This is a genomic window from Halobacteriovorax sp. (assembly GCF_041587335.1).
Taxonomy (GTDB): domain Bacteria; phylum Bdellovibrionota; class Bacteriovoracia; order Bacteriovoracales; family Bacteriovoracaceae; genus Halobacteriovorax.
Map to the genome: position 1 here is coordinate 1 of NZ_JBFGYP010000020.1, position 25,346 is coordinate 25,346.

Sequence of the window (25,346 nt, forward strand, 5' to 3'; positions counted from 1 at the left end):
AAGGTCTCTAACTTTGATAAGTTTAAAAAAGAAAATACAATAAATTTAAAAAGCCTAAAAGCTACTTCCATTAAATTTGGAGAGCCTAAGTTTTCTAAAGATCAAGTTACCTATACACTTCGATATAAGTTGCCAGGTAATATTGAAGTATTCTCTAGTGAAACAGTTCTAATGTGTTTTAGTAAGGGGTTACAAATAAAGAGTGTGGTCAAAAGTGTAGACTACAAGAAATTCAAATCAGAAATTGATAGAATTATAAAGTCGATAAAGTGTGTTAAGAACTAATAGTCAGACTTGTCTGACTTCACCTTTACGGGAACGCGACTTTTTTCAAGCTCTTCCCTTTTCTTAACTTCTATAGCAATTAATGAACCCATAATTATGCCAGCGACAATAACGATTTCCATGGGGCCCTCCTCTTATACGCATTATTATTATAGCGTATATTCAAACTTTTCGACAGACTTTGTTAATTAGTTAAGGCTTTTGCTTGGAAATGAAGGGTTTTGACAGGTTTTGCCATAGAATTGGGGCAGTTTTGATACTTCTTCTCTCTAAATCATAGATATTTATTAGAACAATTTTTTAAATTCTTTGCCTTTGCACCTTTTGAGATCTGAATATTATTGGTATCATAGAGAGATATCTAACTTTCAAAGGCATAGAATGAATTTTCATCAAACACTCAATCCTGAGCAAAAAGCTCTAGAAATAAATCTAAACGATAAAATTTACGGAACAATAGCTGAAATTGGTGCTGGACAAGAAGTTGCCAGATACTTCTTTAGGGCCGGTGGTGCTGCAGGGACGATTGCTAAGACTATCTCTGCTTACGATATGATTGTTTCTGATACGATTTATGGGAAAGAGAAGAGTGGACGCTATGTTTGTGAAGACAGACTCCATAAAATGCTCGATAGGGAATATGATCAGCTCGAAGAGAGACTCCGTGACGTTAGAGGGAAAGATACTCAATTCTTCGCTTTCGCAGATACTGTTGCAGCAAAGAGCTTTAGAAGTGTCGGTGATGGACACGGATGGCTAGGTGTTAAGTTTCAACACAAAAAAGGTGCTAAGCCAAGTGAATGTATTATTCATGTTCGTTTAAAAGATAAAGAAAATTTACAGCAACAAGAAGTTCTTGGAATTATCGGAGTAAATCTAATTTATGCTTGTATGAATCATAATCAAGACTCTATTTGTTTTGCTAACTCTCTTGAGGAACGTCTATCAAGTGAGAGAATTGAAATTGATATGATTAGGACTTCAGGGAATGCATTTAAGAATGTAGACAATAGAGTATTGTCACTAGAGCTTGTTAAGAGAAACTTTTGTAAGGCGATTATGTTTGACTCTGATGGAAGTGCTGTTCAAGCAACAGATGCTCTCTATAAGAAAAATGTACTAGTGTGTAGAGGAAGTTTTAGACCACCAACTTTTGTAAATATGGATATGCTAGATACTGGACTCTCGAAATTTAAAAGTGATCTAGAGACTGAAGAACATAAGAATATAATGGTTCTCCCTGAAATTAGTATGTCTAAGCTAAAGGAACGTGGGCAAGTTGATAATGCAGACTTTCTAGCAAGAGTGGATATACTTGCAGCTCTTGGGCATAAAGTATTAATTACGAGCTTTGAGAACTACTTTGAACTCAATACTTACTTGGAAACATACTCAAGAAAGAATGTTTCATTTGTATTAGGTGTTTATAATTTAGAAGAAATCTTCGACCTTTCAAAATATGACTCTTACTCCTTTGGTCCTCTCGCTGGTATTGGAGCTCTTTTTGGAAAGAGAACAAAACTCTATGTATATCCAGGACGTGACGAAGAGAATCCTGAAGTTAAAATTACTATTGATAAAATCAATGTTGACGAGAAACTTACTTTCCTACTTATGTACTTGATGGAAAATGGTCTGCTAGTTGATATCGAAAACTACAACGATAACTATAGTACAATCTGGTCGAGAACTGTTCTTGGAATGATTCAAAATGGACAAGACGGATGGGAAGAAATGGTTCCAGAGCTTGTAGCAAAAACAGTGAAGAAGAAGTGCCTATTTGGCGCGACTAAGTGTGATACTTAAACAATCAAGAGATCTTAAGTAAGGCCTAAATAAAATAGTTCCGAATGAGTTAATAACCTAACCCTGGAACTTAAATGAATAATAGTAAAACTGATTGCTTAATTATTGATGACGATCCTGAAATTTGCACTATTTTGAAAATCTACTGTGAAAGATTGGGCCATTTTAGAAATATTATCGTTTCTAATGATGGATTAAGCGGCTGTAATATGCTTAGAAATCAAAAGTTTGGACTTGTCTTACTCGATATAAATATTCCTAAAAAAAGTGGCCTTGAAGTTCTCACAGAATTAAAGCTAGGTAGAGTAAATTCTGTTAGTGATGTTGTCGTAATTTCTGGTGAGATAGATATAAATAAAGTGACAACTTTTATGTCCGAAGGCGTAAAAAGGTTTATTACAAAGCCATTTCTAGAGGCCCAGTTCAAAGAGAAGGTTCTTCCCGTTTTAGAGAAGAACCTTAAAGATAAATAATTAAAGTGAAATATCGTTATTCATTATTTTTCCACTTCTGTGGTGCTTAGTACTAATTGGATTCTCAGTGATTTTTGAAGCAAGGTCTTTACCATAGACGAGGGCTTCAAAGTCAGTATTACTAACTGGCTTATGTTCTTCGTTATACAGATGTAGCGTTTGAGTTGGAAAAGCAAAATCTATACCTAAGTCTTTACCAAGCCTTAAAATATCAATCAAGAGCCTATGTCTTTCTTGAAGTTCTGCACTCCAGTCAGGAACTCGCCAAAATACATAGAGTAGTATCTGAAGACTAGAGTCTCCCATCGAATTAAAATAAACATGGAAGTAGTCCTTTCTTGTCCACTTATGTGAAAGAATGATTTGTCTTATACCTTCACAGAAGGCCTCTATTTTTTCTACTGGGGTATCGTATTGAACTCCAATATTAGTATTAAATCTTCTGTAAGTTCTTTTTCCTAGATTATCGACACTGGCGTTGATTAATGTTCCATTAGGGACCGAAATAATAGAATCATAGAATGTTTTAATTCTTGTTGATCTAAGACCAACTTCAACAACCGTTCCTTCTACTTTTGAATCAACGACTACCCAGTCTCCAATACTGAAAGGTCTATCAAGGAGTACAGTTAAAGATCCAAAAAGATTTGAGATTGTATCTTTTGCTGCAAAGGCAAAGGCAACACCACCAATACCAAGTCCTGCTAAGATATTTTTCATGTCTAAAGTAAGGGAGTCACCAATAAAGATTATTCCGAAACAATAAATTATAAATTTAGAAGACTTCCTAATAAGTGGAATTAAGACATCATCAAATTTATTTTCTGACTCTAGTGCTTTTTGTTCTAGGTACTGACAAACAACATCTACGATTTGAGTTAATGAGAAAACCGATGCAACTGTAAAGGCAACGTACCCAATTCTTAGTAATGGACCAAGGATAGTATCTGGTAATTCTAGCAGCTCAAGGCCAAATATCCAGAATATAGAAAAGAAGAAAAATCCCTGTGGTGAGAAGAATCCCTCTGACTGTTCTTTAAAGCGAATATTTTGTTGCTCAAATACTGTTTTTACACGAGATATAATAATAAGACGTATTAACCTCTCTAACATGTGTCCAAAAAAGACAAGTGCAAATAGGGCCATCCATTGACCGTTAAGTAAAATGAAGGACCTTTGTCCTGTCCAAGCAGGAAAAATCTTTTTTACGTCTGACTTCCAGGAAGTTAGCTCAATAACTCCTTTGGCCACAGAGTTATTTCTAACAGAACTTTCAAAGTCTTGAATACTGGCCAATGTTTGTGGAGTAAATTTCCATTTCTTATCTGTATCTTGACCTATAGATATTTCCAGGAAGAGTTCTCTGTTATTCTCTATTATTCTTTCTTTTTTATAGATCCATAAGTTTTGATCCTTAAGATCTGTCGGAATAGAATTAATATCAATATATTCAAGTCTATCAATTGTATTAATTAATCTCTTAGCGGCAAGCTTAGCAGTCGATACTCTTGACGTAGGATCAAGTTCAGACGTATTGAGAGCTTTGATCGCTAGATCAAGGCCTTCTTGATCTCCCTTTTTGAACCCCTTCATTGTCTTTAAGAAGTAGTTCATAGTAGATCTAGGTGATTCTAGACTTGCTGAAGGGTAGTTTGACGCAAATACCTGTGTGTGAAGAAAGAGTGTTCCAATAATAAGAAAAAGCTTAGTCATTTTATTACCTTAATTTAGTTCAAAATTAATTCATATTTTAGAATTTCTTATCTCTTATGAAAACAAAAAATAATTTATAACCCTTGACGTTAGTCATTTAGCACCCATCTTTAAGTTAAGAAGTACTAAACCAAGGGGTTAAAATGAATAAATTTGATTCAATTGTTACAGGCTCTCTAGATATTGCTCAATCTGAAGCATTAAAAAGGAAGAATACTTCACTTTCTGCAGAACACCTATTTTGGGGTCTGTTAACAAATCCACAATCATACTCTAAGCGAGAATTAAAGAAATACAAGAACGACGTCTCTAAACTCTTAGATGGCCTTTCTACAGCTTCAAACGCTATTCCTATGGATCAGCTTAGACCTGATGGAAAGCTAAGTGAATGGCTTACATTTGCCTCTAGTGATGCTGTTCAAAATGGAAGAGATTCAGTTACCGAGAAAGATTTACTGAAATACTTACCGAAAATATTCCCCGATCTAGATATTGATTATGCCAACTTTTCAGACACTGAAGAGGAAAGTGAAGTCCCAAGCTTTCTTATCAACTTAAATGAACTTGCTGAACAAGGGAAATTGGACCCAGTTATAGGTAGAACTAAAGAGATCAGGGCCGTGATGGAGATCCTTGGCCGAAGATCTAAAAACAATCCAATATTAGTTGGTCCCGCAGGAGTTGGAAAGACTGCGATAGTAGAGGGATTAGCTGAGTCGATCGTTAAAGGGAATATCCCAGACGTTCTTGAGGGAAAAATTGTGTACTCTCTAGAGATGGGTTCATTAATGGCGGGAACAAAGTTTCGTGGAGAGTTTGAAGAGAGACTCCAGGGGTTAATTAGTTTTCTAAAAGATAAGGCCGGTGAATGTATTCTCTTTATTGATGAGATTCATCAACTTGTTGGAGCAGGGAAAACTGATGGTGCGATGGACGCTGCAAACCTATTAAAGCCAGCTTTAGCGAGAGGTGAGTTAAACTGTATCGGTGCAACCACGGATGAGGAATATCAAAAGTATATTTTAGGAGATTCTGCTCTTGATCGTCGCTTTAGATCAGTACCAGTTCTAGAGCCAAGTAATGAAGACGCCATAGAGATTATTATGGGCGTACGTGATAAGCTTGAGGCCCATCATGGTATAAAAATTTCTGATGAAGCTGTATATAACTCTGTGATCTTATCTGATCAATATATAAAAGATAAGAATCTTCCTGATAAAGCTATTGATCTAATTGATGAATCGGCATCTGCATTGAAGCTTTCTGCTGAAGCGATGCCTGCGAAATTAGTCGATCTCGAATCTTTAATTCGCTCTAAGAAGATCTACTCAAAAATAGAAAAAAATTCTAAGAAAGAAAAAGAGCTTGTTCAAGAAATTGAGATCCTTGAAAAAGAATTTAGTGAAAAGAAGGCCCAGTGGGAAAAAGAAGTATTCTCTATGAAGCAAGTCTCAACTTTAAAGAGTGACCTTGAGAGATACAAGTTTGAGCTTGAACAGGCCGAGAGAAAACAGGAATACGAAAGAGCATCTGAACTTAAGTATTCTCTAATTCCTGAATTAGAGACTGAGTTAGAGAAATGTGCTCATGAGTGGGTACTAGGAGTGAAGGACATTGCAAATGTTATTTCTAGACATAAAGGTATACCTGTTGAAAAGATTCTTAAGTCTAAGCAGGAGAATATTTTAAAAATTGAAGATTATTTAAAATCTAAAGTATTTGGACAAGAAGGACCAATCCATGAAATTAGTGAGACATTAATATCTTCTCATGCAGGACTAAGTGACCCGAGCCGACCTTTAGGTTCATTTCTTTTAATAGGCCCTTCGGGTGTTGGTAAAACTGAGTCGGCAAAGTCTATATGTCAGTACCTTTTCAACTCAGTTGATAATTTGATTCGATTGGATATGTCAGAATATTCAGAGAAACACTCTGTTGCAAAACTTATAGGTGCCCCTCCAGGCTATGTTGGACACGATGAAGGTGGTGTACTAACAGAAGCTGTGAGAAAGAAGCCTTATTCTGTAATTCTTTTTGATGAAATTGAAAAAGCTCATCATAACTTTTCAGATATTCTTCTACAGATTCTTGATGATGGAAGACTCACTGATAGTAAGGGAAGAACTATAGACTTTAAAAATACAATTATTATGTTAACTACAAACTCAAAGAATATTGAAGGTGATTTTAAACCGGAAGTTCTTGGACGTTTAGATGCTCACTTAACTTTCAATGAATTGAGTGAAGATGTAATGACTGAGCTCGTTGAAAAGCAAGTAAAGTTACTAAATGAGAGACTTCTTGATAAAGAACTAAGTGTTGAGTTAGACGCCGAGGTCGTTCATAATATTGCTAAACTTGGTTATGATCCGCGCTACGGGGCAAGACCATTACAGTCTGTATTTAATCGTTTAGTCATAAGACCTCTATCTAAACAGATTTTGAAAGGTAACCTTAAGGGAAGTTTAATCCAATTGAATTGGTCAGACGATGTGAATGAACACATCATTTTTAGTTAATCTTTACAGGTGGACAATTTTTGTTAAAATTAGAAAAAAACTAATCGAGGTAAATTTTGTCCACTGATTTAATTGAAATTAAAGCAAACGAATACTTAATCAGAGAAGGTGAAGAAAGTTCTCAGATGTACTATCTACAAAGTGGTTCTTTAGGCGTCTTTAAAGTAAAAGGTTCTGTTGAAAATCAAATTGGAACGATCTATTCTGGTGAGCTTGTTGGTGAGATGTCATTTTTAGATAAAGAACCTAGAAGTGCTTCCGTTAGGGCTATTAGTGATGCTAAACTTTTGATTATTCCTGTAGATAAATTTGAGAAGTATTTTAGTGATCAACCATCTTGGTATAAAGCTCTTATTCACACGCTATTAGAAAGATTAAGAAAAGCAAACTCTAGAATTAGAATTTAATTAAACCAAATCTTAAATCTTAAAAATAATTGATTTTTAACTTCATCATCAAACTCATTTTGTTCTAAGGAGAGGTGGTTAAGTTTTTGATTACTCTGTAAAGACTGTGGAATATCTTTTAACCGATTCCTGTCTAAGTTGATCCTCTTTAAAGAAGTGAGGTTTGAAATACTCTCACTTAGATTTTCTATGGAGTTCCCAGATGCACTCAATTCTTCAAGTTCTGTAAGTCCATATAACCACTGTGGGAGAGAGTCAAGTTGGTTTGAACTTAGGTCAATGACTTTAAGTTTAGAAAAAGAAATTGGAGAGTTCTTAATTTTGCTAATCTTAGTATTTTTTACTTTTAACTTTTCTAGATTATTAAGTTTGTAAATAAAGTCTGGAAATGTTTCTAGTTCCGGACAATTGATAATTAAAATTTTCAAATGTTTTGTCACTTCATAAAAGTCAGGAATTTCTTCTAATGAAGAACCGATAATTTCTAGTCCTGTGTATTCGCTTATATTTTCTAACTTCTCAATTGGTAAATGTCTTTGTCCTTTTCTTAGTTTTATTAATTTTATAGACATTAAAATTCCTCTTTCTTTTTAGTATCTAAAAGAACAGGCATTGCACTCATTTTATATCTCTTTGATAATATCTTAAAGATACTTATTTTTGCATTGAGATTTATTCCATCAGTATTTTTGTAGATTTGTCCGTCTGCACCTACATAAGTTTCACTTGAGATATTTGAACTATTCGTATTGCTTGTATCTGAATTACGACTTCTTTCTCTCATTCTGTTGAGAGCTGAAAGATCTACATCTGCTTCACTAACTATATCATTGTCTAGTCCGTCTAAGTCTAAGTCATTGATCGTGAAGCTGTCTTTTTTCTTTAAGTTGTTCGCCTTGGCCTTTTGTGAGTTAGCGACTCCACTTGTCACACTCTTTGATGAGACTGAATTACTGTTACTATTACTGTCAGCTTGGTCTTCATCTGTAGCACTATTATTTGTTGTATTATTTAATGAGCTAGCTGATGAAGAATTATTTGATGTTGAGCCATTTGCAACTGTGTTTTTGCTTGTTACCTTTGGGCCTGTATTTGTAGAGTTGTTTGTCGAAGACTTCGAACCTTGGTTTGAAGATGGACTCTCTATTTTAAATGATGATAGTTTTTTACTCGCTTCTGAAATAGCGCTACTTGAATCAGACATTTTTCCAAATGATGTCTTTCCAAGTGCAGAGTTTCCATTTGCAAATGAGTTTGCACCATCAACAAGGAATTGTGAGTTCGTCGACAGATCTCCGGCCGCGAAAGAGCCAAAATCTGGCATTTTAAAGCTCGTACATGTATTAGCAGATTTACATGCACATTGTTCATCAACACTCATTTCGCCGTCTCCAGAGCCTGATACACAAACATCTGGTGTAATCTTCACTGCTACGTCTGCATCTGTAATTCCTGAATCTACTTCCATTGCAATTCTTGCTTTTGCTAATAGCTCAGCATACTTATTATTGATAGCTTGAACATTTGCCAGCCCCGTTGTATTTAATTGTATATTTTGAGTCAGCATGTCTACAACAGACTTTAGGTATGCAGCTCTTGTCTCTGGAAGTGCAAAACCCGTCTGCTCAATAAGCTTTCCATATACTTCTGGTGAGTTCTTTTGCATGTATTGTCTAAACCCTAGCATCATAGGTTGGTTAGGGTAGAGATGCTCTATCGTTACTGGGTTCTTTCTTAGATCTACCTTTAATGATGCATTATATGTTTGAAGTCTCCATGCACCTACTTTCATATTCAAGTATTGATTAAATGATCCAGATTCGTCATGTAGTCCTATTCCACTTTCTAGGTCTACTGCCAGTACGTTTGGAAACATAACATTTGTAATCTTATCACCAATATTTTCAGTACTATCTTTAAGGTATAGTCCCACTGTCTTAAGAATTTCTACCATCTCTACTTTAGATGGAATTCTCTGGTCATAGGACATCGACTGGTTTGCTCCTTGTAGATTTCTTATCCATTCAACGGTTTGAGCTATTTTAGTTTTTGACTCAAATTCTTGATGGTCTACTTGGGCGGTTACTTGATTCATTATTTTAGATTTTGGGTAAATTAATGGAACACTTGAAGAGTTATTTAGCATATCAAAATTAGCATCTTCTCCAGGGTAGTTACACATCATATGTGTATGAATTCTTGCTTCTTGTAATTCTTTTTTCCATTTCGCTATATCTTTATTAGCATTACTTAAATCTTTTCTATACATTGCTAGTAGTGCAACTGCTGCAGCAATAGCACCTGATCTACATCCACAACAACCGGGACATGTACTATTTATGGCAACAAGTATTGCTATGATTGCTAAGTAAATTGTAATTGAACTTTGGGCCTTCTTTTTCTCTGCTATGGCCTTAGCTAGTTGGGCCTCAGCTGCTGCTGTAATGGTGGCCTTTGAAGTCACTTCCATCAATGCCGCTGCATGAGCTGCCATAAAAAGTTTAAGAGCATCTTCTTGTGAGCTTACTTTTGTTTCAGTGAAGTCGGCGAGCTTTCTATATAAAGCGGCCATTCTCTCTATTGAAGCATATTGTTCATCTTCATCATCTGAAGCAACGTTATCATTTTCAAACATTCCTTCTCTTCCATCATCTGTCTTACAGTTGGAAGTTGCATTTTCTGTTTTAAGGTTTTCAAATTGTGGATACTGCTTTTGCTGACTAGGTAAGGCCTGGTCAGCTTTAATTTCTTCAAGAGATACGCATTTTAATATACAACCCTTTGCGGCCCTAGTGTAGTCACTAGTAGTATTTAAATGATTGGCAATATAAGTAGCAGTTGCAGCTTTAAAGAGTGGGTAGGCACGAGATTTTACTCTAGAGAAGTCTGTACAATTTAGGTTTGTCATTCCAGCTGATGCCATAGAAAGTATTTCTAAATTAGAAATAGTATTTCTACCTGCTTCAGTTGTTTCATCTGGAGCTGCTTTTGCACTTTCATAGATAAGAAAATCAGCATTGTGTTCAGACTCTCTTTGCACTTCTGAAATTCTCTCTTCAGCAATTCTTAGATTTTCAGCGGCCGTATCTTCTTGACTCTGAATTTTAGCAATAAGATCTACATACTGTTTTTCTTGAATAGCGGCCTTATCTCTTGCTACTCCTACTGCTTGGTCAGCATTACTTACTGAGTTTGCACCATCTGTTAGGGCATTCTTTTTTATCTCTGCTTTTAGTTTATATTTTCTAAGTTTAAGTTGTTGTAGAATACTATTTTCTTTAAATAGCTCTGCCTTTAATAAATTTAACTTTGTTCTTTCACTAGAAGTTAAGTAATGATCATCTTGTCTATTTTGTAAGTTACTTATTTGTTGTTGTACGCTACTGACGACTTTTTCTTGTGCATTTATTTTTCCATCAATTTCGCTTTGTTCTTTTTCTAGCGCCTGTTGTTTTTCAATATTATTAGATTGCCCCGGCTCTTGTAGACCAATCCCCCCTGTTGCAGAATCTAGAGAAGCGCTACCACTTTCTAGGGCCTCTCTTTTTTCTTCAATTCCAGTAAAGGTTTGTTCAATATCGTTAAAGCCTTGATCAAGAAGGCTATTTCTATATTCTCTTTGAGCATCTCTATTATCTTCTATGGCATTATAGCCAGTTTCACACTTAGATAGGTTTCCAGTTACTGAGTTGAGAGAGTCGTTTTGTTGATGTGCTTTTTGATTACTTTGAACTTGCTGTTCTTGCTGACTATCTACTGTTGCAGTTGATGATTGAGCATATATTGAACTAATGTCATATAGAAAGAGACACCAGCATATTGAGAGTGTCAGTAGGTCTTTAACGAGGACAAATTTTGAAGCTTTCATAAGCGTTTCCAGAATTAAGTTTAAATATAGTTATATTTTACGAACTTTGAGCATTTTATCCAATGGGCAATATCGGATTATTGGATAGTTATATACTTATACTACATAATATCAGTATGTTAGTGTAGCTTTTACCTCTTCAATTAATGATGAAACTTCAAAAATCTTAGCCATTATTTATTGGCATGAAAATACTCTTAGGAGAGGTAATATAGGTTCTATTTTTAATTTTTCTATTTCCAATATAAACTATGAAGAAGTTATTTTTATTGGAGTCTTGAATATGAAATTTTTAGCTATACTACTTTTTTCAGCTTCGGCCATGGCGGTAGACTGTGGAAGTGAAATTGAGAAGCTTTGTAAAGATAGATCAAGTGACTTTGCTGCTTGTGTTAAAGAGAGTGTCGCAAAATTACCTACAGAATGTCGTAAGGAAGTTAATGGTTTTGGCGGTATGGCCGAAGGGTTAGCAACAAGCTGCATGGGTGATCTTATGAAGTATTGTCCTATTAGTATGGATGCAATTGAAGAGTCAGTTGAAACTGCTTCTTTAAAGCAAGCTGAATGCTTGAAGAAGAATAAGAGTAAGTTCTCTTCAGAGTGTAATACTCTTTTAAATAAGATTTCTGAAACTCTTGGTGGAAGTATTGAAGGTGGTGCTAGTTCTAAGAAAATTCGTTAATTAAAGAAAGCGAACAAACTTATTCTCTTTATCTACTAGAATACACTTTGGCTCAATTGGTTTTTCACTAAATTGAAATCCGATGATGATAACTTCTTCGCCTTTCTTGATAAGGTGAGCTGCAGCTCCATTTATACAGATTTCTCCGCTTCCTCTAGAGCCTTCGATAACATAAGTTTCAAGTCTAGATCCGGATGTATTAGAAACGATTAGAACCTTTTGTCCTGGCCATAAATCTATTTTTTCCAACAGGTCTGGATCTATTGTTACACTACCAACATATGAAATATCTGCTTCTGTGATTGTAGCTTTATGAATTTTTGATTGCAGCAATTCCCGCATTTTGTCTCCAACATAAAGTTTTCTAGAGAAAACCAAGAGAGTTTTAATACTTTTCTATCAATCTTCCAAGATTTATTTGAGGTTTTATTAAAATTTTCAAGGCCTTATGTGAGACAAGGCCCTGAAATCTTATGGTGCGCTAAGTCAGTTCAGCAGAATCTGTAATTCCTAGGAAATACAGGATAGTCGTCATAGGTCCATGACTCATGTGCTGTTCAGCTTCTTTTTTGACTATTTCTTTAGCGTGGAAGGCAATTCCAAGTCCTGCTGTCGCAAGCATTGGTAGATCATTAGCACCATCTCCAATAGCAACAACCTGCTCTAGAGATATCCCTTCTTGTTGAGATATTAGTTTTACAAGTAGAGCTTTTTGCTCAGCATTGATAATTGTTCCCAGGACATTTCCTGTGAGTTTTCCATCTACTATTTCTAATTCATTTGCAAAAGCGTAGTCTAGTCCTAGTTTTTCTTTTAATGCATTTGCAAAAAAAGTGAATCCACCTGATATAACGGCCACTTTAAAACCTAGAGTTTTTATTGTTTGAATAAAGTCTTCTACACCTGGAGTTAGAGGTAGATTATCTAAAATATTTTGCATTTTAGAAGCATCTAGACCTTTAAGTTTTGAGACTCTTTTTATTAAGCTCTCATTAAAGTCTATTTCACCATTCATGGCCTGTTCTGTTATCTCTCTTATTTCTTCACCTACACCACATGCGTCTGCAAGTTCATCAATCACTTCAGTTTGTATGAGAGTAGAGTCCATATCAAATACGATTAGTCTCTTACTTCTTCTAAATACATCGTCTTTAAGGAAGGCTACATCTACTTTATGACCATTTGAGGTTCTTAAAAGCTCTGCTTTCACTTCCTGATAGTTTATCCCGACAGGGACTTGAGTTGAGATCTCAAGGGACTTAAAAACATTGGGAGAGACTTTATCAATCCTTTTTATATTTATTCCATGTTGAGAAAGAATAGTCGCAATATCACAAACAAATGCTGCACTTATTGGACGTACTCCTACACAGTTCAAAATGAATTTTTCAGTTTTCTTAGACTTGGCCTTTGGTTCAACCACTTTATAATCTAGAGTGAGATTTAGGTTGTTGGCAGCAAAGAGTAAGTCTTTTAAAACGTGATCATGTTCATCATTTTCTTCACTAATATTGATAACAAAACTTAGTGACAGCAACCCATGAGTCACTGACTGACCCATATCCAGTAGTGAATTATTTGTTTTTTTTATTATATGCATTAATTCTGATGTGATCCCGGGGTTATCAGGTCCACTTACTTTTACTAGGACATCTTTTCCATTTAACTTTTGAGGCATTATTCTTCCTTGTTCAAGCCTTGAGATGCTTCGGCCTCGTCACTGTTAGTCTTTTGTTTAGACTTTTGGACTTTGGCTTCATTTCGAGCGCTTTTTAATTTCTTCATTGTATTAAACGAATAAAAACATGCTGAGTAAAGTGACAAAAGTGATGCAATATAGATAAATATTGTACCAAGTTCAGGAAAAGGAATTCCAAAAGGGTAGTCATGTGCAAATAACATTGGGATAGATACCATCTGTAGTGCAGTCTTCCACTTTCCGGAATTGTCTACTGGAACTTTAAAACCCTTTTCCATTGCTAAAAGTCTTAGGGCAGTAATATAGATTTCCCTAAGAACAAGAATGATTACTAGTAGAGCGGGGATTCTTCCGAGAGCTTGAAGTAAGATAAGAGAACTTACTACTAAGAATTTATCAGCGATAGGATCTAAGAAAGAACCAAATACTGTTACGATACCTTTTTTTCTTGCAATGTAACCATCAAAGAAGTCCGTTATCGATGCGATAACAAATGTCCAGGCAGCAAGGTATCCGAGATGATATTTATAATTCTGAAAGTATTCTATATCAGAAGTGATAAGAATTATTGAAGTTACTATAATAGGAATTAAAAGAATTCTAAAGATAGTTAACCGGTTTGGTAGGTTATCTATATCCCATTCGGTATTTTGTGAGGCCATAAAAGACGTCCTTACTCTTAAGTTTTATCTGAGTATGTTACCAGTATAAGGATAATGAAACCAGAAAACTTTAATTTCCTAAAAAAATAGCCTTGTGCGTAACTAAGGGTGATGTTTTCCACCTTATAAAAAATAGGTGAGCACGATAGAATTATTGGGTATATGAAGGAGTTATCATGGATAGACATTTAAACCTAATTAAGACTGATTTTGAACAAACTGAAAAGAGGATCTTTCCAAGATTTCCTTTTAATTATTTAACATTTAAAAGCTCTGGAAGCGATTCACTTGTTTTCGAGATCAAAGATATTTCTTTTACTGGAATGCAGTTATCTCTTAAAGATGGTGGACATTCTTTTACGGCCGGTTCTGATATTAGTGGAACTCTACACTGGCAGAAAGCTTCGCTGGATGCTGTTGGGAAAGTTAAATGGGTTAGTGGTAAGAGAGTTGGTGTAGAGTTTAAGGTAGACGACACTTTTGAAAAAAATGTTCAAAATTTTCTTTCAGTAGAAAATATGGTTGATAGTCTTAGGCCTATTCATGAATTCTCTGCAGGAGTTGAAGTTCCTGCAAATCTTAAGTATTGGCTTCGTGCTGATGGTCCATTTGAAGTATTCGTATGGAGGCATAATGATGGAGAACTCTCTAGATTTCAATTTTTGATGATGGAGAGATTTGTTGAGTGGGAAGATGGCGTTGGAATCAGAACAGGAAGAATTATCAGTAAGCGTGATCTTGATACACCTCTAATTACTGAAGATGAACTAGTCTTTAGTTTAGATGAATCTGTAAATACAGCTGCAGTAGAGTTTGCTCAAGACATCCTAAGTAATATTGGACCTGAGTTTATTCCTCAAGAGGCAAATGACTTTTTAAAGCTTAAACTAAACTCATAGTATAATTATGCTCTCTTAATTTCCTTAAGGGAGCTTTTCTATTTCTTCACTACTTACTTCTATAATATTAGAGTTCTTAATAATTATACTTTTTGAAAATCTACGCTCTGAGATATCGGATTCAATATAAAAGTGAACTAAAATCTGCCCATCTCTTGAGTCTTTTATGTAGAACTTATTGTACTTTCTACCTTTCACGTTAAGTTTATTAAGTGAAATTGTTGCAACTTCAGTTGTCTCTATATTTGTTAACTTAAGCATAGAGCTTGTGTTTCCATTGTAGTGATAAGATAAGATTTGATTTTTTCTCGCCGATATCATCGATGTGATGACACCTGGGATACCTATTGAGATTCTCTCAAGCTTCATGTTGTTTTTGGCATCCATAACGTCGACGTAGGCCTCATGACCTTTGTCTAAGATATTTATGTTAAGCATCTTTTTATCTATCATAATGACTTTTGCTACATCTTTAACATCAACGTCCTCTTTATAGCTTGCAATGTAGTATTTTACGTCATCATTTAGCTTGTGCTCAAAAAGAAGATTAGAGTCTAGGTCTACGACTTTTAGAAGGTGAGACTTAGAGTGTTCTTGGCACATATAAGCGACTGAGTTATTGAATGCTCTAACGTCAGAGAACCATATACTTGGCCTTTCAATTTTTCTTCTTGGCCTGAACTCAAATCCTTTTTTCAATAAAACACTTGCCTTTTCAGAGCCACATTCTAAATAGACTCTTATATCTTTATCTAATGTGATGATTGAATCACTCATATCGATTTGGTTTGAAAGTAGTTCTTGTCTTCGCTGATTCATTAGTTCTGCAATTTGTTGATTAGAGTTCTCATAAGTTTCAGCAATCTCTTGAGGGAATAGGTTATAGTTATAAATACTTTCTTCTATATCAACAAATGTCTTTTTTATTTTCTCTTGAAACTCTTTAAACTCCCTTTTTTGAGAGTCTGTAGGATTTAAAGACTGCGGTAGTTCATGAATAGAAACTTTATGTAGAATGTCTGTTAGCATTCTAGTGCTTTCATCGAGAGGTTTATTGAAGGCATTTGTAATTTGTGTGATAAGTGTGCGAGAATGAGGTTTGAACTCTTTGGCAAACCAATTACCAAAATCTTTTGCATCTGAAACAAGATTTTTCCAATTTTTCTCTCTCTGTATATTAGTAAATTCAAGTTTAGCTTTGTTTAAATTATATTTAATATTAACTAGGCTAGTGCCAGTCACTTTAAAGTTTTCAGAGAACACTTTTTTAGCATCGATCTCTGATAGGTAGTCAACCTTATCAAGAAAGTCTTGATCTTGAGTTGATACATACTGAGGAATGTTAAAGAATAACTTGTCCCAGCTCTTAATTCCTGGCGTATTAAAACTCTGCTCATCTTCTAATGTTGATAAAACTCCAGGATCAATTGCCATATATAGCGTCCTGCTCTCATTGTAGGCCGTTGAAGTTATTCTCATCAGAACTGTTGCTTGATAAGGATAAATGTCCCCACGCATTTCTCTGGTCATTCTTACTTCATGCACCTTCTTAGAACCGTATGGAATTAAGCATAAAATATTTGATAAAGCGCTCTCTCTCCACTTCATATTACTTTTGAGTAATGGGGAACCCATAAAGTTAGTGATGCTAACATTTATTTTATAGTCCATTGAAAACCCTTCAGTATCTATACCTGACAGACTCTTGCATGTGAGTGTGGGCTTTGTGCCCTCTCCGATATAATTTAAGGCGATTGATTGAAGGGATAAAAGTAGTGATAGTGTCGTGATTAAATATTTCATGCTTATAAAATAACAGCTATTGAGATCGTTTTGTTTGAGTGCTGTAAGAAATACATCCCCTGTTAAATATTTTATACTTTAGATAGATATTATTCGTATCGTAATATTAATTCTTTAGAGCTGTTTTCTTAAGCATTATTCATTTAAGTATGCCAATATATCTATATTATAGGGAATAGATAGGTTAAACTTTAAATGTTTAAGTTAACGAATAGTTTTCGATAAGTATCTAGAAACAATTTTAATTGGAGTATTACTCGTGAAGAGCTTTGCTTTTTTATTTTTAATAATGACATTATTTATCAGTTGTTCCAATGAAAAGAAGTTTCATTGGAAGCTTCAAACCCAGGCTAATAAATCCAGTGTAGACTACAAAGAATTAATTACGTTATCAGAAAACATAAAAGCGATGACAAGGGGGAACTTTGTCATTGATATTTATGCTGCTGGAGAGATATCAAATGGTGGAAAAATCTTTGAATCTGTAAGAAGCGGTGACGTTGAAATTGGAAACGGCTGGCCAAATTGGTGGTCAGCGCAAAATCCCGCTTGGGCCATTATGAATGCTGGTCCATTTGATTTTATGAATTTAGATGCATCCATGATCTTTTTCTTGGCAGGAGAAGGTATGTCCTACGCTAATCAGCTAGCAGAAAAGGAAGGGCTAATCTGGAGACCTGCATGGTGGCCAGGAATGGAATTTGGTCTCATCTCTTCAATGCCTATTGAAGGATTAGCAGATTTAAAAGGAAAGAAGGTGCGAATAGGTCCTGGTCTTCCTAGTGAAGTCTTAGCAGATGTTGCGAAGAGCTTTTCTATTCCTCTTGTTCCCAATGAAATTATGCCAGCACTAAAAAGTGGAGATATTGATGCTGTTGAGTGGACAACTGCTAGTGGAATATTAGACTTAGGCCTAGATGATTACGCAAAGAATGCAATTGTTCCTGCAATTTGGCAGCCTTCAGTATTATCTGATTTTATAATAAATCAAAAATCTTATAATGACCTACCTGAGGACTATAAAGCAGTACTTGAGTCTGCAATAAAATCTTTTACTTTAATGACGACATTAAAGGCCAAGAAAAAAGATATCGAAGGCCTTAGGCAACTAAAAGAGAATGGTGTTCAGTTTAACAAGTGGTCAGACTCCGACATTAAGAAATGGAAGTCTTCATCTGAAAAAATTTATAATCAATATAGAAGTAGAGATAGTTTTTCTAAAGAGTTACTAGACTCTAAGAAGAAATTTAAAGATGAATACAATAAGTATTATGAATTATATAAGGCATATGACTAAGAAGGATTAATGGAAAAATATTTTTCAAAAAAACTGATTTTTCTTCTCACGATAGTTGCTTCATTTGTAATTATTTGTATCTCTAGTATTCAGTTTTATCTCGAATTTCGAGAATATAACATTCAATCAGAAAGAGAAATAAAACGTAGAGTAGAGCGTATTGCATCGTCTGTGCTTCCTTCTGTTTGGGAATTGTATCAAAGTTCAGTAGAGAGAAAATTTTCAGACGATTTCTCGTCAAAAGTATTAGACTCTGAAATTAATAGCGAAGGTGTAGACGCAATTGTTATTCGTGGTCAGTTTGGACATTTTTATATGGGAAGATATAAGGATTCTCTTGATGACGGAAGTTTATCAGTAAAGCCTTTTAAAAACTTAGTAGATTATCAAAATCGATTCAAAGAGAATATCTATTCCTTTCCTATTAAAAATGGGTCTATGACTATTGGCTCTGTTGAAGTTGTGAGAAATGATTACACTTTCAAGAAGGAGTTTAGACACAAGATTTTAATTAATATAGTTGAGACAGTAGTCATTACTATATTATTTTTCCTATTAACTTTTTATGGAATAAGTAAATCTCTTTTAAAACCTCTCCAAGAGATATCTCTATCAACAAAAACGATAAATATTCTAAACGAGGGAGTCTTTTTCTTACACGATGATTTCACTATTAAAGATACAAATAAAGCTGCCCTTGAAATGCTCAGAACTACTAAAGAAAAAATTCTTGGAGCAAATGGTCTGTCTCTTTTTGATATGGATAATATGTCTATTCTCAAAAGTATGGATAGTCACGACTTTGTAGAAACAGAAGCCTATATAGATATTAATAATGAAAAATATTATTTTCAGATTTATATCGTGAAAATATTCGATGAGAATAACATCTTCTTAAACTATGCTCTAAAGTTTCAAGATGTAACAGATTTCAAGAATATTATGGAGTCTTTACAAGCTGCTAAAATAGAGGCCGAAGACGCAAATACTAGAAAGAGTTCTTTTCTTGCAAATATGAGCCATGAAATTAGAACACCACTAAACTCTATATGTGGTGTTTCTAGCTACATTATTGACAATATTGATATGGAGAGTAATGAGTTAGTTGAGAATCTTAAATCAATTAATTTCTCTTCAACTCATCTGCTGTCAGTAGTAAATAGTATTATTGATTTTTCAAAAATTGAAAATGCCAAAATAGTATTAGAAAAGCATGACTTTTCAATAAGTGAGAAAATGCAAGAGCTCTTAAGCACATTTAAGATTGAAGCAGATAAAAAAGGTGTGCTACTAATATTTGAAGATTCATTAAATGGTAAAATATTTAAAAGTGATAGTTACCGTCTAACTCAAATTGTAATTAATCTACTCTCTAACTCTCTGAAGTTTACTTCAAAAGGATATGTTAAATTATCACTTTCTTCCTTAAATAATGGAACTTCTTATGAAGATATTCTAGTTCAAGTTTCTGACTCTGGTATTGGTGTTCCTAAGCAAGCGCAAAGCACTTTATTTGATGCCTATATTCAAGCCGATGACTCTACAACGAGAAATTATGGTGGAACAGGCTTAGGGCTAAGTATATCTAAGGAATTAGCAAGGCTCTTTAAAGGCGAGATTTCTTTTAGTGAGAACCCTGATGGTGGTTCAATATTTAAGTTCAAGTTCCCTGCAGAAGTTTCAAAAGAGTTATCGCCAACAGCTGTTGTTAACTCAAGCTCTGGCCCAAACCTAGAGGGCCTAAAGGTCTTGATAGTTGATGATGAAAAGCTAAATAGAAGACTTCTTCAGTTGTACTTTAAGAAAGAGAAAGATGTTGAAATAGAAGTTGCTTTTAATGGGCAGGAAGCTCTCGATAGATTTAAGGATCTTAGACCAGATATTGTTCTTCTCGATTTACATATGCCAGTAATGGATGGACATGAGGCCCTTAAGCAGATGAGAGAGTATGAAAAGAGAATGGGTCTTAAGCGCTCGATTATCTTTATGATTTCAGCAAACACTCTTCCAGAGAGCTCTAAAATGTTAAAAGAAAGTGGTGCAGATACTTACTTACTAAAACCAATTAGTTCTAAAGATTTAAAACGTGAGCTATCTAAATTTATCAATAGAGTTTAATACATTGTGCACAGCTCCTATGAAACCTCCAAAATTCTTCCTTCTAAGGCTTTTCAGTTGAGGTAAATAAACCTATACTTCTAATAATATCTATTATTTAAACTAATAATTTATTATTAGAGGAGCTCATAGGCATGAACAGAAATTTAGCACTTGAATTTGTAAGAGTAACTGAAATGGCCGCAATCGCATCTGCAAGACTGATGGGACGTGGTGATGAGAAAGCAGCTGATCAAGCAGCAGTTGATGCAATGAGACAAATGCTAGACTCCGTTGATTGCCAGGCAACTGTAGTAATTGGTGAAGGCGAAAGAGATGAAGCACCAATGCTCTATATTGGTGAGAAAGTAGGGTCTGGTAATGGACCAGAACTTGAAATTGCCCTTGATCCACTTGAAGGAACTACTGTTTGTGCTCACGGTGGTTATAACTCTATTTCCGTTATGGCGATCGCTGAAAAAGGTAATCTTCTTCACGCTCCAGACACATATATGAAAAAAATTGCAACAGGTAGAGAAGGAAAAGGAATTATTGATATTAATGAATCAGCTACTGAAAATCTTAAGAGACTAGCTGAAGCTAAAAAATGTCGTATTCAAGACCTAACAGCTGTAATCCTAGATAGAGAAAGACATTTAGATCTAATTGAAGAAGTTAGAACTGCCGGTGCTCGTATACAGTTAATTGGAGATGGTGACGTTGCTGCATCTATCGCATGTTGTAACCCAAATTCTGGAAATGATATCTTATTTGGTACAGGTGGAGCTCCTGAGGGAGTTATTTCTGCTGCAGCACTAAGATGCATGGGGGGAGAGTTCCAGGGGATCTTACAACCAAGAAATGAAGAAGAAATAATAAGAGCAAAGGCCATGGGCGTAGATGATATCAATAAAGTATTTACTATCGAAGAGCTTGCAAGTGGGCACGTAATGTTCGTAGCAACTGGTGTGACTACAGGAAACTTCCTAGATGGTGTACAATTTACTCCATGGGGTGCAAAAACTCATTCAATTGTAATGAGAAGTAAGTCAGGGACTATAAGAAATATCACTGCTGAGCACCACTTTGATACTAAACCACGCTATTAATAAAGGATGATCAATGGCCAGTGTAAGTAGAACTGAAACTTTTGACGTAGAAATTGAAGATTTATACAATGTAATAATTGATTATAGCTCTTACCCAGATTTTGTTGATGGAGTAAGTAGCATAAATGTTTTAGAACAGACTGAATCAGGGGCACGTGTAGAGTATGGGCTAAACTTGATTAAGAAGTTTAAATACATTCTAAGTCTTTCTCATCAAAAACCAAACTCTGTATCTTGGGAATTTGAAAGTGGTGACCTTTTTAAAAAGAATAACGGTTCTTGGGAACTTGTTGATCTTGGAAATGGACAAACTGAAGTGACTTACTCTCTTGATGTTGATGTTAAGGGCTTTGTTCCTAAGTCAATCATTAGTAAACTAACTGACAGCTCACTACCTGCTATGATGAAATCATATAGAGAAAGAGCTGGCTCTAACTAACGAGGTCGATATGTCTTCAAAGAATGAAAAAGATTCTCCTTTAGGGGATGTTATAAAGAAAGTTGTTTCAATTGGCGTTGGTGCAGCTTTTATGACTGAAGATAGTGTAAAGGGTTTGCTTGCAGATTTACCACTACCGAAAGACCTCGTGTCTGGCCTAGTGCAAAATGCAAAGACAGCTAAAGAAGACTTCTCAAACTCTGTACGTGAAGAGATCGCTCAACACCTTAATAAAGTAGACCCAAAGAAAGTCATTGCTGAAGTTCTTGATGGATATGACATTGAAGTAAACGCAAAGTTTTCTTTCAAAAAAAAGGCTAAAGAAGAGAATGAATAGAGAATCCCTTCTTAGTAATCGCTTTAAAGAATTAAATAAAGAAATTCAAAAAACAGCTACAGAGGAACATCATACCTCTGTGGTAGCTGTGACTAAATATAGTCCTGTTGAGGATATATTCCTATCTCATGATCTAGGCCAAAGAGACTTTGGAGAAAATAGAGTTTTAGATCTTCAGGAAAAAGCTGAAGAATTTGAGAAGAAAGGAATCCAAGATGTTAATTGGCACTTCATTGGACATCTTCAATCGAATAAAATAAATAGACTTCTAAAAATTCCCAACCTCAAATATATTCACTCTGTAGATAGTCTCTCTCTTTTAGAGGCGATACTCTCAAAAGAAGAACAGTTTAGAGGTGATAGGTTAGGAATATTTCTACAGGTAAATACTTCAGATGAAGACGAAAAACATGGTTTTTCTACCTACGATAAGCTTGCAGGAGCAATGAATCACTTCTTAGATGAGCATGGATCAAGAATTTATCTCGCGGGTCTAATGACTATGGGAAAAATAAGAACAGATGATATTGAAGGTGATGCAAGAAAGTGCTTTAGAAAACTGAAAAGCTTTAAGCACAGACTTGAAGATGATTTTGGTGTTCACGATCTAAAGTTATCTATGGGAATGAGTGGAGATTATAAAGTAGCACTCGATGAGGGAAGTAACTTTATTCGTGTAGGTTCAGTAATCTATAAAAGTCACGACCTATGATTCGATACTTTGAAAGTGAGCAATATCTTAAATCTTTACCTGAAAGTACTGAGGATACAGAGTTTGATGAGTGCTTCTTTAATAGTGTTAATTTAAACGAAGAGTCTTTTAGAAACTCTAAGCTCATTCAGTGCCAATTTGAAAACTGTAATTTAAGTAATCTCTCTGTCACAAATATCGTTCTTCGTGATGTTAAATTTTCTGATTGTAAAATGATTGGAATTAACTGGAGTTCTGCTCAAACCTTTAGTGATGTTATATTTGAAAACTGTATATTAAATTTAAGTGTATTTCAAAACTTGAATCTATCGGGCATCGTCTTTAAAAATTGTTCAATTGTAGATGTCGATTTTAGCAGTAGTAAATTACTCCGTGCTAACTTTTCAAACTCTAAATTATCTGGTGCTGTTTTTAATGAGAGTAATCTTGAGGGGGCCGACTTCCGTGGGGCCATAGATTACTTTATCGACTCCCGGTTCACTAGTATTAGAAAAGCAAGATTTTCCATGCCCGAAGCACTAGTACTTCTAAAGTCATTAGAAGTGATAATAGATTAGCTAAAACATATCTATAGTATCTAATTATTGGAAGATGCAACTCTAACTCATTAATTTTACACTAGTAGAACATGATGTTTTCAGTATATATTACTTATAAGCATTTGACATGGGTAGCTATTCTTAGTTACAACTACCTTACAAACTAACTATATGTAATTTAAGCATGCCTGGAGAGAGAGATGGTTCAAAACACTGAAAGAAAAGTTCCTGAGTTAAGTCTACTAAGCTACGTAAATGGATCATCAGCTGATCAGATTAAATTCGTAGATGATATTATGCTTGGTTTAAAGGACTACGGTTTCATTGTTTTAAAAGACCATACAGTTGATCAATCAAAAGTTGATAAGGCCTATGAGTTCTTAAGTGAGTTCTATGCACTTCCATCTGAAATTAAAAATAAATATGCTGGTGATAACGGCGGTCAACGTGGATATACTCCATTTAAAGTTGAGCATGCTAAAAATAATGACAATCCAGACTTAAAAGAATTCTGGCACGTAGGTAGAGAGCTTGCGGCGACATCTCAATACAAAGGTGTTTATCCTGAGAATGTTTGGCCTACAGAAATTCCTGAATTCAAAGAGACATTTCTTCAGCTTTATAAGTCTATGGATATAACTTCAGGAATCCTTCTAGAAGCTATTGGGCGAGGACTCGATGTTCCAGCAAACTTCTTCAATGAAATGATTAATGATGGTAACTCTATTCTTAGAGCAATCCATTATCCACCTACTAAAGGTGAAGATACTAGAAATTCAATTAGAGCAGCAGCTCACGAAGATATAAACCTTATTACAATGCTTGTAGGCGCAACTGAATCCGGTCTAGAACTTTTAGATCATGATGGTTCATGGCTTGCTGTAGATTCTAAGCCAGGTGAAATTGTAGTAGATACAGGTGATATGATGAGTAGACTCACGAATGATGTTCTTCCTGCTACAACTCACAGAGTTGTGAATCCAACTAATGATGGTTCAAGAAGATTCTCAATGCCATACTTTGTTCACCCTCATTCAAAAGCAGAACTATCTTGTCTACCAAGTTGTGTTGGAGAAGGTGCAAAGTACGCAGACATTACGGCCGGTGATTTCTTAATTCAAAGATTAAAAGAAATTGGTCTTTATTAATTAGGAGCAATTAAATGTATCAAGGTTTCTTTAGTTTAAAGGCCTAGACTTTATTTAAATTTTATTGTTAATTGTATTTCAATTTAACGAAGGAATTTAAATGAAGAAATTGATATTTTTAGTTTGTGCACTCTTAATGAACCTAGCTTTTTCAGTAGAAGGTTTTGACCTCCATACAGCTTCATTCTATGGTGATATAAATGAAGCTGTCTCTTTATTAAATTCTGGTTCTCAAATTGATTTAGTGAATGATGAAGGTGAGACTTCTATTTTAATAGCTTCTAAAAGAGGAAATATTAAAGTTGTTAACCTTTTAATTTCTCATGGTGCTAACTTAAATAAAGCAGATTCATATTTAAACACTCCTCTCTCTGTCGCTATTGCTCGTGGTGATCATGACACTGTTAAGTTACTTCTATCTCATGGTGCAGATGTCACAAGAGCTAATGGTTACTTGAGAACTAGTTTAATGCTCTCTGTAAAAGCTGGAGATTTAAAGACTGCAAAAAAGCTTTTGAAATTCAAAGTCTTGATTGATAAAAAAGATAAGGATGGATATACGGCCTTAATGTATGCCGCTAAACATGGACATAATCTAATTGCAAAAGAGTTAATCCTCAGTCACTCAAGACTTGATTTAGTTTCAAACAAACGTGAAACAGCTCTTTTTCTTGCTAGTGAAAGAGGGAATTTAGAGATGGTTAAAGACTTAGTTGCAGCTGGAGCTGACTTTAATATTAAATCTATGTATTTTGGAACAAGTCTATCCATAGCAAATAGAAATAAGCACATTCATATTGTTAACTTTCTTGAATCTATTGGAGCGGTAAAATAGTGAGAATTATTGGGAAG

At 34.8% G+C, this 25,346-nt stretch carries 24 protein-coding genes; 16 read left to right on the plus strand and 8 right to left on the minus strand.

The features are described from left to right. A partial coding sequence (locus ABX784_RS04955) for a hypothetical protein (RefSeq protein WP_372653334.1) occupies positions 1-285 on the plus strand: 285 nt, incomplete at its 5' end. On the opposite strand, the gene ABX784_RS04960 is transcribed toward ABX784_RS04955, so the two are convergent. After that, positions 282-407 (minus strand): hypothetical protein, encoded by a 126-nt coding sequence (locus ABX784_RS04960; protein ID WP_372653336.1) that lies wholly within the window; start codon positions 405-407, stop codon positions 282-284. The genes ABX784_RS04955 and ABX784_RS04960 overlap by 4 nt on opposite strands. Before the next feature lie 259 nt (positions 408-666). Here ABX784_RS04960 and ABX784_RS04965 point away from each other — a divergent pair, with 259 nt between their 5' ends. Together ABX784_RS04965 and ABX784_RS04970 are read left to right on the plus strand one after the other, a co-directional pair. After that, positions 667-2,091 (plus strand): TonB-dependent receptor, encoded by a 1,425-nt coding sequence (locus tag ABX784_RS04965; protein WP_372653339.1) that lies wholly within the window; start codon positions 667-669, stop codon positions 2,089-2,091. A gap of 74 nt (positions 2,092-2,165) precedes the next feature. After that, positions 2,166-2,564, plus strand: coding sequence for a response regulator (locus ABX784_RS04970; RefSeq protein WP_372653341.1), 399 nt, complete (start codon positions 2,166-2,168; stop codon positions 2,562-2,564). Here ABX784_RS04970 and ABX784_RS04975 read toward each other — a convergent pair whose 3' ends face one another. Further along, positions 2,565-4,277, minus strand: coding sequence for a mechanosensitive ion channel family protein (locus ABX784_RS04975; protein WP_372653342.1), 1,713 nt, complete (start codon positions 4,275-4,277; stop codon positions 2,565-2,567). Positions 4,278-4,420: 143 nt separating this feature from the next. Here ABX784_RS04975 and ABX784_RS04980 point away from each other — a divergent pair, with 143 nt between their 5' ends. Continuing rightward, complete coding sequence (locus ABX784_RS04980) at positions 4,421-6,796, plus strand: ATP-dependent Clp protease ATP-binding subunit (protein WP_372653346.1); 2,376 nt, start codon at positions 4,421-4,423, stop codon at positions 6,794-6,796. A gap of 56 nt (positions 6,797-6,852) precedes the next feature. Continuing rightward, positions 6,853-7,203 carry a Crp/Fnr family transcriptional regulator gene (locus ABX784_RS04985; RefSeq protein ID WP_372653349.1) on the plus strand — a complete coding sequence of 117 codons (351 nt, stop codon included), beginning with the start codon at positions 6,853-6,855 and terminating at the stop codon, positions 7,201-7,203. Here the strand turns inward: ABX784_RS04985 and ABX784_RS04990 are convergent. After that, the gene (locus ABX784_RS04990; RefSeq protein ID WP_372653351.1) at positions 7,200-7,775 is read right to left on the minus strand and encodes a leucine-rich repeat domain-containing protein; all 576 of its coding nucleotides are present in this window, start codon (positions 7,773-7,775) and stop codon (positions 7,200-7,202) included. The genes ABX784_RS04985 and ABX784_RS04990 overlap by 4 nt on opposite strands. After that, complete coding sequence (locus ABX784_RS04995; RefSeq protein WP_372653353.1) at positions 7,775-11,071, minus strand: hypothetical protein; 3,297 nt, start codon at positions 11,069-11,071, stop codon at positions 7,775-7,777. Before ABX784_RS04995 ends, ABX784_RS04990 begins: the two co-directional genes overlap by 1 nt. A gap of 283 nt (positions 11,072-11,354) precedes the next feature. Between ABX784_RS04995 and ABX784_RS05000 the strand changes: the two genes are divergently transcribed. Next, positions 11,355-11,753, plus strand: coding sequence for a hypothetical protein (locus tag ABX784_RS05000; RefSeq protein WP_372653356.1), 399 nt, complete (start codon positions 11,355-11,357; stop codon positions 11,751-11,753). On the opposite strand, the gene panD is transcribed toward ABX784_RS05000, so the two are convergent. From panD to pgsA, 3 genes are all read right to left on the minus strand, one after another. After that, positions 11,754-12,095 carry an aspartate 1-decarboxylase gene (gene panD, locus ABX784_RS05005; RefSeq protein ID WP_372653358.1) on the minus strand — a complete coding sequence of 114 codons (342 nt, stop codon included), beginning with the start codon at positions 12,093-12,095 and terminating at the stop codon, positions 11,754-11,756. Positions 12,096-12,234: 139 nt separating this feature from the next. Continuing rightward, a complete protein-coding gene (gene serB, locus ABX784_RS05010; protein ID WP_372653361.1) occupies positions 12,235-13,431 on the minus strand; it encodes a phosphoserine phosphatase SerB in 1,197 nt (398 codons plus the stop codon). Beyond that, complete coding sequence (gene pgsA / locus ABX784_RS05015) at positions 13,431-14,114, minus strand: CDP-diacylglycerol--glycerol-3-phosphate 3-phosphatidyltransferase (protein ID WP_372653364.1); 684 nt, start codon at positions 14,112-14,114, stop codon at positions 13,431-13,433. Before pgsA ends, serB begins: the two co-directional genes overlap by 1 nt. Positions 14,115-14,290: 176 nt before the next feature. Here pgsA and ABX784_RS05020 point away from each other — a divergent pair, with 176 nt between their 5' ends. Continuing rightward, positions 14,291-15,013: a PilZ domain-containing protein gene (locus ABX784_RS05020; protein WP_372653367.1), complete on the plus strand. Its 723-nt coding sequence runs from the start codon at positions 14,291-14,293 to the stop codon at positions 15,011-15,013. 24 nt (positions 15,014-15,037) lie between these two features. On the opposite strand, the gene ABX784_RS05025 is transcribed toward ABX784_RS05020, so the two are convergent. Beyond that, on the minus strand, positions 15,038-16,816 hold the full coding sequence (locus tag ABX784_RS05025) for a hypothetical protein (RefSeq protein WP_372653369.1): 1,779 nt from the start codon (positions 16,814-16,816) through the stop codon (positions 15,038-15,040). A 259-nt stretch (positions 16,817-17,075) separates the two neighbouring features. Between ABX784_RS05025 and dctP the strand changes: the two genes are divergently transcribed. From dctP to ABX784_RS05070, 9 genes are all read left to right on the plus strand, one after another. Beyond that, a complete protein-coding gene (dctP, locus tag ABX784_RS05030; RefSeq protein ID WP_372653372.1) occupies positions 17,076-18,113 on the plus strand; it encodes a TRAP transporter substrate-binding protein DctP in 1,038 nt (345 codons plus the stop codon). 9 nt (positions 18,114-18,122) lie between these two features. Beyond that, positions 18,123-20,231, plus strand: a complete 2,109-nt coding sequence (locus tag ABX784_RS05035; protein ID WP_372653375.1) for an ATP-binding protein — start codon at positions 18,123-18,125, stop codon at positions 20,229-20,231. 134 nt (positions 20,232-20,365) lie between these two features. Then, positions 20,366-21,319, plus strand: a complete 954-nt coding sequence (gene glpX, locus ABX784_RS05040; RefSeq protein WP_372653377.1) for a class II fructose-bisphosphatase — start codon at positions 20,366-20,368, stop codon at positions 21,317-21,319. A gap of 13 nt (positions 21,320-21,332) precedes the next feature. Further along, the gene (locus ABX784_RS05045) at positions 21,333-21,758 is read left to right on the plus strand and encodes a type II toxin-antitoxin system RatA family toxin (RefSeq protein ID WP_372653379.1); all 426 of its coding nucleotides are present in this window, start codon (positions 21,333-21,335) and stop codon (positions 21,756-21,758) included. Positions 21,759-21,768: 10 nt separating this feature from the next. Continuing rightward, complete coding sequence (locus ABX784_RS05050) at positions 21,769-22,095, plus strand: hypothetical protein (RefSeq protein ID WP_372653382.1); 327 nt, start codon at positions 21,769-21,771, stop codon at positions 22,093-22,095. After that, a complete protein-coding gene (locus ABX784_RS05055) occupies positions 22,088-22,807 on the plus strand; it encodes a YggS family pyridoxal phosphate-dependent enzyme (RefSeq protein WP_372653385.1) in 720 nt (239 codons plus the stop codon). Before ABX784_RS05050 ends, ABX784_RS05055 begins: the two co-directional genes overlap by 8 nt. Beyond that, entirely contained in the window at positions 22,804-23,364 is a 561-nt protein-coding gene (locus tag ABX784_RS05060; protein ID WP_372653387.1) for a pentapeptide repeat-containing protein, read from the plus strand. The genes ABX784_RS05055 and ABX784_RS05060 overlap by 4 nt, the downstream gene beginning before the upstream one ends. A gap of 182 nt (positions 23,365-23,546) precedes the next feature. Beyond that, a complete protein-coding gene (locus ABX784_RS05065; RefSeq protein WP_372653390.1) occupies positions 23,547-24,494 on the plus strand; it encodes an isopenicillin N synthase family dioxygenase in 948 nt (315 codons plus the stop codon). Between the two features lie 100 nt (positions 24,495-24,594). After that, complete coding sequence (locus tag ABX784_RS05070) at positions 24,595-25,329, plus strand: ankyrin repeat domain-containing protein (protein ID WP_372653393.1); 735 nt, start codon at positions 24,595-24,597, stop codon at positions 25,327-25,329. Positions 25,330-25,346: the final 17 nt, after the last annotated feature.